The following is a 13204-nucleotide window of genomic DNA, read 5'->3' on the forward strand; positions in this document are numbered from 1 at the left end:
TCGGGTTCGGCGCATGCATCCGGGACGGCAAAGTTTGCGTTGAACCCCTGACAAAGGCCGGCTGCACCCCCATCTCTGACCCGCCCGTGCGGGTGGTCACCCGCCGGCTTGCCCCAGGAGGACGACTCCATGAACAGCGAAGAACGCGACGTCATCGGCGGCATTTTCCAGCGCCTGGAGCAGGCTTCGAGCCAGCCCCGTGACGCGGAAGCCGAGCGCTTCATTGCCGACAAGATCCGGGCACAGCCCTACGCGCCCTACGCTATGGCGCAGCTCATCTACGTGCAGGAAGAGGCGATCAAGAGCCTGAACGAGCAGCTGGAGCAGCTGCGCCGTGCGGGCCAGCAGCAGCCCCAGGGCGGCGGCGGCTTCCTGTCCAGCATCTTCGGCGGCGGCTCCTCCGCCCGCCAGCCCGAGCCGCCACGCCAGGGCGGCGCCTGGGGCAACCAGGGCGGCCAACCAGGCTACGGACAGCCGCAGCAGCCGGGCTATGGTCAGCCGCAGCCCGGCTACGGACAGCAGCCGGGCTATGGCGGTCCGCAGCAGGGGGGCCCTTGGGCCGGCCAGCAGGCGGCGCCGGCGCGCGGCGGCGGCTTCATGGCGACGGCGCTGCCCATGGCGGCGGGTGCCGCCGGTGGCATGCTCCTCGGCAGCGCCCTCTCCAACGCCTTCGCGGGCGGCCATTCCCAGCTCGGCAGCGCGGCGGCGGCCGGTCTCGGCGGCACCCCGAACATCACCGAGAACAACTTCTTCGGCGGCAGCGGCAACGAGGATCTCGGCTCGGCCCTCGGCGGCGGCAACGACCTTCAGGATGCGTCCTTCACGGAGGATTCCGGCGGCGATTTCGGGGGCGACCTCGGCGGCGGCGGGGACGACGACTGGGTCTGATCCAGGATGACGAAGAGCCGGCGCCTCGAACAGGCGCCGGCTCTTCCGTTTCAGGGATCAGGTCTTCTCCAGGGGTCAGATCTTCGGGGCTCGGATCTTCGGGGCTCGGACTTCAGAGGACCTCGACGCGCGTGCCGACCGGCGTGCGCTCGTAGAGATCGATGACATCCTCGTTCATCATGCGGATGCAGCCGGACGAGACGTTCTGCCCGATCGTGTGCGGCTCGTTGGTGCCGTGGATCCGATAGAGCGACGAGCCGAGATAGAGAGCCCGGGCGCCGAGCGGATTACCGGGGCCGCCGGCCATGTGGCGCGGCAGGTCCGGACGGCGGCGGATCATCTCCTGGGGCGGCGTCCAGTCCGGCCATTCCCGCTTCTGGCTGATCGTCTTCAGGCCCGACCAGGCGAAGCCCGGTCGGCCGACGCCGATGCCGTAGCGGATCGCCTGGTGCCCGGGCTGCACCAGATAGAGAACCTTCCCCGGCGTATCGACCACGATGGTGCCGGGACGCTGCGGCCCGTCGAAGGCGACCACCTGCCGCGCGTAGCGGGCATCCGGGGCACGGGCGATGCTCTCGACCGCCGGTTCCCGCGCCGGCGCCGTCGGCAGGGCGGCGAGGCGGACCGGGACGCGCTGCGGCGCGATCTGCGCCTGCGGCTCCCATTCCGGCTCCGGGGGAACCCGATCGCCCGAATGCAGCTGGCGCGGCACGGCTGCGGCATAGGCCGCCGGCGCGCGCGCCTCCGCGCGCTCCTCCGGCAGGCGCCGGCCGGGGATCGGGCGCTCCGCCATGGCCCGAGGCGCCTGCGCGCCCGGCCGATCGCTCATCAGGAGTTCGAGGAAGCCGCCGCCATAGGCGCCCGGCCGCGGCGCGTCCTGCGCCTGCGCCCCACTCCCCTGCCCCGCCAATCCCGCCGTCAGGCAGGCGATGGCCACGCACCAATCGAACCGCATGCTCGTCAACGCTCCAAGCCCGATCGACCCCGCTCAGGGGTGCGACATGGGGCCAGGATCGCGGTCCGGGGCGGACACCCGGTGAAGGAACATGGTGAATCGTTCAGGCCGACGCGGCGGCGAACAGGGGAATGGATTCAGCGTGAACGCGCCGTAAAGGTTGCCGATGAGTTGTGACGTTCAAGAAATCGCAATCAGTTGGGCGCAGGATGACCCGGCTTCACTCTTGTTGGCTGATCGCGACCGATGACTCTCAAACGTTACCGCATCGAAGACAGTCTCGGCCTCGCGAGCGCCCCCGTGGCGATGGAATCCGCCGTCTCGTCGGAGGCGGTCACCTTGAACAACAAGCGCCTGGACGAGATCCTGTCCGCGATCCAGGACCTGCGCAAGGTCACGCAGACCAGCACGGTGGAGACCATCGAGGCGTGCCGGAAGGAGCTGAACGAAGCCTTCGCCATGCGCTCCGAGCTCGACATCATGAAGGATGCGATCACCCGCACCAAGCAGGAGATCGCGACGCTCTACCGTTCCGAGAACACCGGCAAGGGCATGCGCCGCGTGGCGGGCGAGCTCGATGCCGTCGTCGACTCCACTGAGCGCGCCACCAGCACGATCCTGGGCGCGATCGAGGAGATTGAGACCAACGCCAGCATGCTGCGCGCCATGACCACCACCATGGCGGGACGCGAGAACATCGACGCGATCCTCGACCGCGTCGTGGTCGCCTTCGAAGCCTGCAACTTTCAGGACCTCACCGGCCAGCGCATCAACAAGATCGTGGGCGTGCTGAAGTTCATCGAGGAACACCTCGACCGGATGATCGAGGCCTGGGGCGGCCTCGACACCTTCAGCGAGCTGCTGGGCGCCCATCCCGCCAAGGTGGACATCGACGACGAGAGCTCGCTCCTCAACGGGCCGAAGCTCGCCGACGATATCGGCCACGTCGACCAGGGCGACATCGACGCGCTGTTCGATTGAGGCGACGGGGCCGGGTCGCCCGGCGCGCCTCCTCCGTCGCCCCTTCCCTCGCCTTCCCCCGAGGCTTAAGTCAGCGGCATGAGCCGCGCGCCCGCGAAAGACCCAGCCTCGAACGATCTGCCGCCTGACGGCTTCGACGATCAGGACGGCTTCCCGCAGGACGGCTTCCGGGAGGACGCCTCCGAGGAGGCGCAGGACCTCGCCCAGGCCGACGACGCCCCCGAGATCGACTTCGATTTCGAGGAGGGCGCGGTCAAGGCCGGCACCGAGGTGATCCGGCGGTTCTGGACGACCCTGCCGACCTCGCCCGGCGTCTACCGGATGTTCGACGAGAAGGGCGACGTCCTCTACGTCGGCAAGGCCAAGAACCTGAAGGCGCGGGTCGGCTCCTATGCCCGGGGCCAGGCGCATTCCAACCGCATCGCCCGCATGATCTCGCAGACGGCGGCGATGGAGTTCGTCACCACCGCCACCGAGACCGAGGCGCTGCTCCTCGAGGCCAACCTCATCAAGCAGCTAAAGCCCCGCTTCAACGTGCTGATGCGGGACGACAAGTCGTTTCCCTACATCCTCGTCACGGCGGATTCGGAAGCGCCGCAGATCATCAAGCATCGCGGCGCCCGGCGCCGGAAGGGCAGCTATTACGGCCCCTTCGCCAGCGTCTGGGCGGTGAACCGTACGGTGAACGCCCTGCAGCGCGCCTTCCTCCTGCGCACCTGCACGGACAGCTACTACGAGAACCGCACCCGGCCCTGCCTGCTCTACCAGATCAAGCGCTGCTCCGGCCCCTGCACCGGCGAGATCGACCTCGACGATTATCGCGCGCTCGCCGACAGCGCGAAGAGCTTCCTGGCGGGCAAGTCGAACGCCGTGAAGGACCGCATGCGCGAGGAGATGCAGGACGCCTCGGAGAAGATGGAATTCGAGCGGGCGGCGCGGTTCCGCGACCGCATCGCGGCCCTGTCGGCGATCCAGGGGACGCAAGGGGTGAACACCCAGGGCGTCGAGGAGGCAGACGTCTTCGCCCTCGACGAGCAGGCGGGCCAGTTCTGCATCGAGGTGTTCTTCTTCCGCAACTTCCAGAACTGGGGCAACCGCGCCTACTTCCCCAAGGCCGACCGCACCATGACGCCGGACGAGGTCCTGGCCTCGTTCATCGGGCAGTTCTACGACGACAAGCCGGCGCCGCGCAGCGTCCTGGTCTCGCACGCCATCGAGGATGCGGAGCTCCTGGCCGCCGCCCTGTCGAGCCGCACGGAGTACCGGGTCGAGATCCATCAGCCCCAGCGGGGCGAGCGCAAGAACCTCGTCGAGTACGCGCAGCGCAATGCCAAGGAGGCCCTCGGCCGGCGCCTCGCCGACACCGCCTCCCAGGGCAAGCTGCTCGCCGCCCTCGGGCAGTCGTTCGGGCTTTCCGGCACGCCCCGGCGGATCGAGGTCTACGACAACTCGCACATCATGGGCACGAATGCCGTCGGCGGCATGATCGTGGCCGGGCCGACGGGCTTCGCCAAGCAGCATTACCGCACCTTCAACATCAAGTCGGAGGAACTGACCCCGGGCGACGATTACGGGATGATGCGCGAGGTGCTGCAGCGGCGCTTCAAGCGCCTCGTCAAGGAGAACCCGCGCACCGCCCGGGAGGCCGCGATCGCCGCCAGCGAAGGCGGCGCCGAGGTCCCCGTCCCGGAGGCGCCCCCGGAGAGCGACACCCTGCCGGCCTGGCCCGACCTCGTGCTCATCGACGGCGGCAAGGGGCAGCTGGACGCCGCCCGCACCGCCCTGGAGGAGATCGGCGTCACCGAGGTCGCCCTGGTGGGCATCGCCAAGGGCCGGGACCGCGACGCGGGGCGCGAGACGTTCTTCGTGCCCGGCCGCCCCCCCTTCAAGCTGCCGCCGCGCGACCCGACCCTCTACTTCGTCCAGCGCCTGCGCGACGAGGCGCACCGCTTCGCCATCGGCAGCCACCGGGCCAAGCGCAAGCGCGAGATGGTGAAGAACCCCCTCGACGAGATCGCGGGAATCGGCCCCAGCCGCAAGCGCGCGCTGCTGCACCACTTCGGCACCGTGAAGGCGATCCAGCGCGCGGCGTTCGAGGACCTGGCGAAGACCCCGGGGGTCAACGCCGCTACGGCCCGCGCCGTCTACGACTTCTTTCACACCCATGCGTGACGAGATCGGCGCGTCCGGGCGGTTGACCCCCACCGCCGCACATGGTTTCACGCCTGCGATGAATCCCGTCCTCACCCGCCGCCGGTCGCCAGCCTGGACGCTCGCGAACTGCCTGACCTACGGGCGGCTCGTGGCGGTGCCGGTCGTCGTCGCGCTGCTGTACTGGCCCACCGAGCCGGGCGCGCGCTTCGGCGCCCTGGCGGTCTACATCCTGGCGGCGATCACCGATTATCTCGACGGCTACGTGGCGCGGACCTACGACCAGAGCTCGGCCCTCGGGCGGATGCTCGATCCCATCGCCGACAAGCTCCTGGTGGCCGCCTGCCTCCTCATGCTGGCCGCGGACAACACCATCGTGGGCTGGACCCTCTGGGCCGCCATCGTGATCCTGTGTCGGGAGATTCTGGTCTCGGGCCTGCGCGAGTACCTGGCCGAGCTGAAGGTCGGCGTTCCGGTGAGCAAGGTCGCCAAGTGGAAGACGACCGTACAGCTGATCGCCATCGGCTTCCTCGTCGCCGGCCCGGCCGGGGAAACGATCCTGCCCGGCACGATCCGGGCGGGAACCGTCCTCCTCTGGATCGCCGCCGCGCTGACGCTTTATACCGGCTGGGACTACCTGCGCGCCGGCATCAAGCACGTCATCGACGACCCACGCTGAGGGACACCACGCGATGAAGCTCGTGTATTTCGCCTGGGTGCGCGAGCGCGTCGGCAAGGCCGAGGAGAATGTCGACCTCCCCGAAGGAATCGTCACGGTCGCGGACCTCGTCGACTGGCTGCGTGGCCGGGGCGAGGAATACGCCTACGCCTTCGAGACCACCGGCATCGTCCGCGCGGCGATCGACCGAGTCCACGCCAAGCCGGACGCACCGATCGCCGGCGCCTCCGAGATCGCGTTCTTTCCCCCCATGACAGGGGGCTGAGGCTCGGGCCGCAGCCCTGGCGGCCGATGACCGGCGGCTGGGGCGCCCTGCTCAGCGCCTGCCCAGGGCCGCCGTGAAGGCCGTGAGGTTGTGGCGCATCATCGCCACGTAGGTCGGCGCCGGCCCGTCCGGCCCCGACAAGGCGTCGGAGAAGACCTTGCCCCCGATCACGGCGCCGCTCTCGCGGGCGATCTGCTGCATCAGGCGCGGATCGCTGATGTTCTCCAGGAAGACGGCCGGGATCTTCTCCTGGCGGATCTGGCGAATGATCCGGGCGACGTCCCGGGGGCTCGCCTCGCTGTCGGTGGACACGCCCTGCGGGGCGATGAAGGTCAGGCCGTAGGCGGCGGTGAAGTAGCCGAAAGCGTCGTGGGTCGTGATGATCCGGCGTTGGGCCATCGGGATCGCGGCGATCCCCGTCCGGACCTCGGCCTCCAGGGCGTCGAGGCTGGCGAGATACGCCTTGGCGTTGTCGGCATAGGCCGCGGCATGGTCCGGGTCGATCCGCACCAGGGCATCCCGGATGTTGCCGACGTAGATTCGCGCGTTGGCGATGCTCTGCCAGGCATGGGGATCGTCGTGGTGGCCGTGCGCGTGGCCGGGGCCGCCATGCCCAGGTCCATCATGCCCGGGTCCATCATGCCCATGTCCGTCATCCTCGGCCTCGATCGGCTTGACCCCGGCGGAGGCGACGACGACGGGCGCCTTGGTGCCGGAGGCCTTGATCAGCCGGTCGATCCATCCCTCCAGCCCGAGGCCGTTGACCACGACGAGGTTGGCATCCGCCAGGGTCCGGGCGTCGCTCGGCGCCGGCGCGTAGCCGTGGGCGTCGGCGTTCGGCTGCACCAGGGAGGTCACGGCGACATGGTCCCCGCCGACCTGGGCCACCAGGTCGGCCAGGATCGAGAAGGTCGCGACGGCCCGCAGCTTCGTCTCCGCCGCCGAGACCGGACCGAGCAGGCCGAGCAGGAGCACGAGGGCGGCAGGTAGACGGAAGCGCAGGCGCGGGGACAGGAGCCGGAACGGCATCGGGGACGATCCTTTCGGTAAGCTCCCCCGCTCTACTGTAACATTATCACATTTCCTAGCCGGACCGCGGAGCGCGCGCCCAATGGCTTTCGCTTGATCTCGCCGGCGGGCGGACGCAAACACCCCCGCAGTCGCGGCCCGCGTGCCGGCGGACGGGCACGACACGGAAAGAGCGGATCAGATGGCGCGACGGGCGCTTCCCAAGGGCGACATCCTGCCCCTCCTCGGCCGGGTCTGGCGGGAATGGCTGCGTCCGCACCGGGCGACCCTCGCGGTGGTTCTGGTGCTCATCGCCATCGTGGGCGCGGCGACCGGCCTGTACCCGACCCTGATCAAGCTCGCCTTCGACGCCTTCGACCGCAAGGACATGGCCGCACTCGCCTACGGCCCGGTGATCGTCATCGCCATCACATCGATCCGCGGCTTCGCGCTGTTCGGCCAGAACGTCCTGACCAACCGGGTCGTCACCCGGGTCGAGGCCGACATGCAGGCCGCCCTCTACGGGCACCTCATCGAATCCGACCTCGCCCAGCTCGGCCGCGAGAGCCCGGCGGCCTTCACGCAGCGCTTCACCACGGATTTCGCCTTCATCAAGGAGGCTCTGACCCGCATCTCCACGGTGCTCCTGCGCGACATCGCCATGCTGATCGCCCTGGTGGCGGCCCTTGTCTGGATGGATCCGGTCCTCACCCTGGTGGCGGGCGTGGTGGTGCCCTTCGTCGCCGGCCCGATCGGCCGGGTCGGCAGGAAGCTGCGCCGCGTCTCCACCGCGACGCAGGAGCGGATGGGCCTCACGGCGAGCCTCATCACCGAGAGCCTGCAGGGCGCCCGCATCGCCAAGACCTACGCGCTCGAAGGCTACCTGAAGGGCCGGGCGAAGGGGGCCTTCGACGAGGTGCGCCGCCTCAAGATGAAGGCCGCCAATGCCCGCGGGCGCCTCGACCCGCTCCTCGAGATCGGCGGCGGCTTCGCGGTGGCGGCGGTGCTGGCCCTAGTCGGCCAGCGCGTGACCTCGGGCGACCGCACGGTCGGCGACTTCACCGGCTACGTCACTGCGCTGCTCCTGGCCTCGCAGCCGATCCGCACGCTGGGCACCCTCAACGCGATCCTTCAGGAAGCCGGGGCCGCGCTCCAGCGCTACTTCGCCCTCATGGACGAGGCGCCGCAGATCCGCGACGTGCCGGGGGCGCGCCCGCTCCAGGTGGCGGGGGGCGAGATTCGCTTCAGCGACGTGCAGTTCCGTTACCGCGCCGACGCGCCGGCCCTGGAGGGGATCGACCTCACCGTTCCGGCCGGGGCGACGGTGGCCCTGGTCGGGCGTTCGGGCTCGGGCAAGTCCTCCCTGCTCAACCTCGTGCCGCGCCTCTACGACGTGACCGAGGGCGCGGTGCGCATCGACGGGCAGGACATCCGCACCGTCTCCCTCGCCTCCCTGCGCGCGGCGGTGGCCGTGGTCTCGCAGGACGTGGTCCTGTTCGACGACACCATCGCGGCCAATATCGGCTTCGGCCGGCCGGGGGCGACCCGCGCCGAGATCGAGGCGGCGGCCGAGGCGGCGGCGGCGCACGGCTTCATCAGCCGCCTGCCGGAGGGCTACGATTTCCCCGTCGGTCCCGCGGGCGGACGGCTCTCGGGGGGCGAGCGCCAGCGCATCTCGCTCGCCCGCGCCTTCCTCAAGGACGCCCCGATCCTGCTCCTCGACGAGGCGACGAGCGCCCTCGATTCCGAGTCCGAGCGCCTCGTCCAGGACGCGCTCCTGCGCCTGATGCGGGGCCGCACCACCCTGGTCATCGCACACCGGCTCTCCACCGTGCGCGATGCCGACTGCATCGTCGTCATGGAGGCCGGGCGGATCGTCGAGACCGGGCGCCACGAGGCGCTGGTGGCGGCGGGGGACGCCTATGCCCGGCTCCATCGGATGCAGCTCTCCGGCGACGTCGAGGACGCGGCCGTGCCGGCCTGACGGGACCGATCCGCCCGCCGCGCGTTGAGCCGGCCGGAGCGGGACTCGGACGTCGATGCGGACAGAGCCATTCGGAACCACGGCGGACGGCGCGGCCGTGATGCGCCACACCCTCGCGCGGGGCGACCTGCGGGTGCAGGTGCTCGATTACGGCGGCATCGTCAGCCGGATCGACGTGCCGGACCGGAGGGGCCGCGTGGCGAACGTCGTCCTCGGGGCCGCCGACCTCGCGGGCTACGTGGCAAGCGACGCGCATTTCGGCGCGATCATCGGACGCTACGCCAACCGCATCGCCGGCGGCCGCTTCCGCCTCGACGGAGCGGCGTACCAGCTGCCCCGGAACGCGGGCAGCAACACCATGCATGGCGGGCCGGAGGGCTTCGACCGGCGGATCTGGCGGGTCGAAGCCGCCGACGCGGCCAGCCTGACCCTGGCCTACCGATCCCCCGATGGCGAGCAAGGCTTCCCGGGCAATCTCGACGTTGCCGTGACCTACCGCCTGGACGACGACGGCACGCTGGCGATCGACTACGTCGCCGTCACCGACCGGCCGACGATCCTCAACCTGACCAACCACAGCTACGTCAACCTTGCCGGCGAGGGCGCGGGCAGCGCCCTCGGGCACGTCGTCACCCTCGCGGCGGACGCGGTGCTGGAGACCGATGCCGAGCAGATTCCCACGGGCGCGATCCTGCCCGTGGCCGGGACGCCCTTCGACTTCCGGACACCGACGGCCCTCGGGGCCCGCATCCGGACGGCGCACCCGCAACTCGCCCTGGCCCACGGCTACGACCACACCTACGTGCTCGGCGGCGACGGGACTCTTCGCGTGGTGGCGCAGGCGGTCGATCCGGGGAGCGGGCGCTGCCTCACCGTGGCGACGACGCGGCCGGGGCTGCAGCTCTACACCGCCAACATGCTCGACGGGACGGTGACGGGTTCGGGCGGCGGCCTCTACCGCGCGGGCGACGCCGTCTGCTTCGAGGCGCAAGGGTTTCCCGACGCGCCGAACCACCCGGCCTTTCCCAGCACCGTCCTGCGGCCGGACGCGCCCTTTCGGGCGACCACGACCTACCGGTTCGGGAGCGTGCCGTAGGTCGGGCGCCGCCGAGCGCCTCAGCCGTGGTGGGAATCCGCCTCGAACAGGATCTCGCGCTTGCCGGCATGGTTGGCCGGACCGACGATGCCCTCGATCTCCATCTTCTCCATCAGGGAGGCGGCGCGGTTGTAGCCGATCTGCAGCCGACGCTGGATGTAGGAGGTCGAGGCCTTCTTGTCCCGCAGCACCACCTGCACGGCCTGGTCGTAGAGGTCGCCGCCGGCCTCGCCGAAGCTGCCCTGGTCGAAGACCGCGCCGTCCACCTCGATCTCGTCCGCGCCGCCCTTTCCGCCCGACGCTCCGTCCTCCTCCGCCGTGACGGCCTCGAGGTAGGAGGGTCGGCCCTGGCGCTTGAGGTGGGCGACCACGCTCTCGACCTCCGCATCGGAGCAGAACGGCCCGTGCACGCGCGTCGTGCGCCCGCCGCCGGCCATGAAGAGCATGTCGCCCTGGCCCAGCAGCTGCTCGGCGCCCATCTCGCCCAGGATCGTGCGGCTGTCGATCTTGCTCGTCACCTGGAAGGAGATCCGGGTCGGGNCTCGACCTCCGCATCCGAGCAGAACGGCCCGTGCACGCGCGTCGTGCGCCCACCGCCGGCCATGAACAGCATGTCGCCCTGGCCCAGCAGCTGCTCGGCGCCCATCTCGCCCAGGATCGTGCGGCTGTCGATCTTGCTCGTCACCTGGAAGGAGATCCGGGTCGGGAAGTTGGCCTTGATCGTGCCCGTGATCACGTCGACCGAGGGACGCTGGGTCGCCATGATCAGGTGGATGCCCGCCGCCCGCGCCATCTGCGCCAGGCGCTGGATCGCCCCCTCGATGTCCTTGCCCGCCACCATCATCAGGTCGGCCATCTCGTCGACCACGATCACGATGTAGGGCAGCGCCGAAAGGTCCATCTCCTCCGTCTCGTAGACGGCCTCTCCGGTCTGCCGGTCGAAGCCCGTCTGCACGGTCCGGTTTCCGTTCGATAAGATCAAGATAGACCGATCGTTCNCCTTGCCCGCCACCATCATCAGGTCGGCCATCTCGTCGACCACGATCACGATGTAGGGCAGCGCCGAAAGGTCCATCTCCTCCGTCTCGTAGACGGCCTCTCCGGTCTGCCGGTCGAAGCCCGTCTGCACGGTCCGGGTCAGGATCTCGCCGCGCCCGCGCGCCTCGGCGAGGCGTGCGTTGAAGCCGTCGATGTTGCGCACACCGACCTTCGACATCTTCTTGTAGCGCTCCTCCATCTCGCGCACGGCCCATTTGAGGGCGATGACCGCCTTCTTCGGGTCCGTGACCACGGGCGAGAGCAGGTGCGGGATGCCGTCGTAGACGGAGAGCTCCAGCATCTTCGGGTCGACCATGATCAGGCGACACTCCTCCGGCTTCATCCGGTAGAGGAGCGACAGGATCATGGTGTTGATGGCCACGGACTTGCCGGAGCCCGTGGTGCCGGCCACCAGCAGGTGGGGCATCTTGGCCAGATCCGCGATGATCGGCTCGCCGCCGATGTTCTTGCCCAGGCACAGGGCAAGGCTCTGCTTGGTCTCGGCGAAATCGGCGGAGGCCAGCAATTCGCGCAAGTACACCGTCTCGCGCCGGGCGTTCGGCAGCTCGATGCCGATGGCGTTGCGGCCGGGGACCACGGCGACGCGGGCGGAGACCGCCGACATCGAGCGGGCGATGTCGTCGGCGAGCGAGATCACGCGGCTCGACTTGGTGCCGGGCGCCGGCTCCAGCTCGTAGAGGGTGACGACGGGTCCGGGACGCACGGCCAGGATGTCGCCGCGCACGCCGAAGTCGCTGAGGGTCGCCTCCAGCAGGGTGGCGTTCTGCTCCAGGACCTCCGACGAGATCTGGCTCGAGGCGGGCAGGCGCGGCGCGTCGGCGAGGAGCTCCAGGGCGGGATGCCGGTAGTTCTCGGCATTCAGGGGTTGGGGCGGAGCCGCGCGACGGGCGGCGGCCGGGACGGGCGGCGGGGCCGCGGGCGCCACCCGGGAGCGCGCCGGCGCGGCGGCCTCGATGGGCGCGGCCTCGACCTCGTCCGTGTCGTCGGCCTCCTCGTCGCCGTGATGCACGGGCACCGGAGGGCGCCGCGACGCGGACGGCGTCTGCGGCGGCGCGTCGAAGACCGGCTCGCGCCGGCCGTCCGACGAGGCCACCCGGGCATCGGGGGCGTGGGTCGCCCAGGGGGCGTCCTCAGGGGCCGCGAAGGCGCGCTGCGCGGCGAGCGCCGGCGAGGCGCCCGCATAGGCGAGCGCTGTGGCCGCGGCCGCGCGCTCGGCGCGCCAATCGGCGATGCGCGCCGCCAGGGCCGTGCGCCCGCCCATCAGGGCCTGCGCCATCGCCCCGAGGGAGACGATGCCCAGGCTCGGCTCGTCGTCCTCGTAGCGTCCGTCCTGGCTGGCGTCGGGCCGGCCGCGCGCGGGCTGGCGCACGGGGGCCGGCGGCGCGTCGTAAGCGTCGAGGTCCTCCGCATCGAGCTCGCCGACCCGGCAGGCCCCCGTGAGGCACAGGATCGCGACGCCGGCGAAGAGGAAGCCCGCGAAGGCGCGGAACGGGGTCGCCACGATCCCGAGCATCGTGCGGGCGGCATGCATCAGCGCGTCGCCGGCGACGCCGCCGAGGCCGGTGGGTAGGGGCCAGCGCGCCGTCGAGGGCAGCGCGCTCGCCACCGCGCTCGCGGCGAAGAATCCGATGATCCACAGGGTCAGGCGCAGGCCGCCCCGGGGCAGCGCCCGCGTGCGCATCAACTGGATGCCCCAGAGCGCCGGGGGCAGCACGAAGGCCAGGGAGCCGAGCCCCAGGAGCTGCATCGCGAGGTCCGAGACCACGGCGCCGCCGGTGCCCAGGACGTTGTGGGCCGGGTGGTCGGTGGCGTGGTTGAGGCTCGGATCGTCGATCGACCACGTCGCCAGGGCGACCGTCAGCGCGGTGGCACCGGCAAACAGCACGAGACCGCCCAACTCCGTCATTCGCTTGGCCAGGAACGGGCGAAAGCTGTCGACGAAAGTATCGTAGGGCGATGCGGAACGGCGAAGCGAGCGCATGCGGTACCAGACACGATGGGGAACTGTCCGGCGACGGTAGCGTCGCCGGAGTTAACGGCTGGCTAAGGTTGAGACTTCCCTGCGCGCGCCGTTGCAATGCCGTCCTTCCCTGGGTCGCTCCGGCATCGAGTCATTCCGGTGCGGTGGGCGCTTCGCG

Annotated in this window: 10 protein-coding genes and 2 pseudogenes; 7 read left to right on the forward strand and 5 right to left on the reverse strand. The window is 70.5% G+C overall.

Features of this window, described 5'->3' with window-relative positions:
- The first annotated feature begins 129 nt into the window (after nucleotides 1-129).
- Nucleotides 130-888: a DUF2076 domain-containing protein gene (locus ASG63_RS04465; protein ID WP_056212494.1), complete on the forward strand. Its 759-nt coding sequence runs from the start codon at nucleotides 130-132 to the stop codon at nucleotides 886-888.
- A 112-nt stretch (nucleotides 889-1000) separates the two neighbouring features.
- On the opposite strand, the gene ASG63_RS04470 is transcribed toward ASG63_RS04465, so the two are convergent.
- Entirely contained in the window at nucleotides 1001-1843 is an 843-nt protein-coding gene (locus ASG63_RS04470; protein WP_056212496.1) for a L,D-transpeptidase, read from the reverse strand.
- 246 nt (nucleotides 1844-2089) lie between these two features.
- On the opposite strand from ASG63_RS04470, the gene ASG63_RS04475 reads away from it, so the two are divergent.
- The 4 genes from ASG63_RS04475 (at nucleotide 2090) to moaD (ending at nucleotide 5919) form a co-directional block, all read left to right on the forward strand.
- Complete coding sequence (locus tag ASG63_RS04475) at nucleotides 2090-2824, forward strand: chemotaxis protein (protein ID WP_056212498.1); 735 nt, start codon at nucleotides 2090-2092, stop codon at nucleotides 2822-2824.
- Nucleotides 2825-2902: 78 nt separating this feature from the next.
- Entirely contained in the window at nucleotides 2903-4996 is a 2094-nt protein-coding gene (uvrC, locus tag ASG63_RS04480) for an excinuclease ABC subunit UvrC (RefSeq protein WP_056212500.1), read from the forward strand.
- Nucleotides 4997-5054: 58 nt separating this feature from the next.
- A complete protein-coding gene (pgsA, locus tag ASG63_RS04485) occupies nucleotides 5055-5654 on the forward strand; it encodes a CDP-diacylglycerol--glycerol-3-phosphate 3-phosphatidyltransferase (RefSeq protein WP_056212502.1) in 600 nt (199 codons plus the stop codon).
- 13 nt (nucleotides 5655-5667) lie between these two features.
- Nucleotides 5668-5919 (forward strand): molybdopterin converting factor subunit 1, encoded by a 252-nt coding sequence (gene moaD / locus ASG63_RS04490; RefSeq protein WP_056212503.1) that lies wholly within the window; start codon nucleotides 5668-5670, stop codon nucleotides 5917-5919.
- A 51-nt stretch (nucleotides 5920-5970) separates the two neighbouring features.
- On the opposite strand, the gene ASG63_RS04495 is transcribed toward moaD, so the two are convergent.
- Complete coding sequence (locus tag ASG63_RS04495; RefSeq protein ID WP_056212505.1) at nucleotides 5971-6948, reverse strand: metal ABC transporter substrate-binding protein; 978 nt, start codon at nucleotides 6946-6948, stop codon at nucleotides 5971-5973.
- A 181-nt stretch (nucleotides 6949-7129) separates the two neighbouring features.
- Between ASG63_RS04495 and ASG63_RS04500 the strand changes: the two genes are divergently transcribed.
- Nucleotides 7130-8911: an ABC transporter ATP-binding protein gene (locus ASG63_RS04500; protein ID WP_056212508.1), complete on the forward strand. Its 1782-nt coding sequence runs from the start codon at nucleotides 7130-7132 to the stop codon at nucleotides 8909-8911.
- A 55-nt stretch (nucleotides 8912-8966) separates the two neighbouring features.
- The gene (locus ASG63_RS04505) at nucleotides 8967-10007 is read left to right on the forward strand and encodes an aldose epimerase family protein (protein WP_056212510.1); all 1041 of its coding nucleotides are present in this window, start codon (nucleotides 8967-8969) and stop codon (nucleotides 10005-10007) included.
- Nucleotides 10008-10027: 20 nt separating this feature from the next.
- Here the strand turns inward: ASG63_RS04505 and ASG63_RS04510 are convergent.
- The 3 genes and pseudogenes from ASG63_RS04510 to ASG63_RS04515 form a co-directional block, all read right to left on the reverse strand.
- Nucleotides 10028-10547: DNA translocase FtsK (locus tag ASG63_RS04510; protein ID WP_162248635.1), on the reverse strand; the 520-nt coding region annotated here is incomplete at its 5' end.
- Nucleotide 10548: 1 nt separating this feature from the next.
- Nucleotides 10549-11005, reverse strand: a pseudogene (locus ASG63_RS24980) (FtsK/SpoIIIE domain-containing protein); the annotation flags it as partial.
- A gap of 1 nt (nucleotide 11006) precedes the next feature.
- Nucleotides 11007-13047, reverse strand: a pseudogene (locus ASG63_RS04515) (DNA translocase FtsK 4TM domain-containing protein); the annotation flags it as partial.
- Nucleotides 13048-13204: the final 157 nt, after the last annotated feature.

It is taken from the genome of Methylobacterium sp. Leaf94, from assembly GCF_001426045.1.
Lineage (GTDB): Bacteria > Pseudomonadota > Alphaproteobacteria > Rhizobiales > Beijerinckiaceae > Methylobacterium.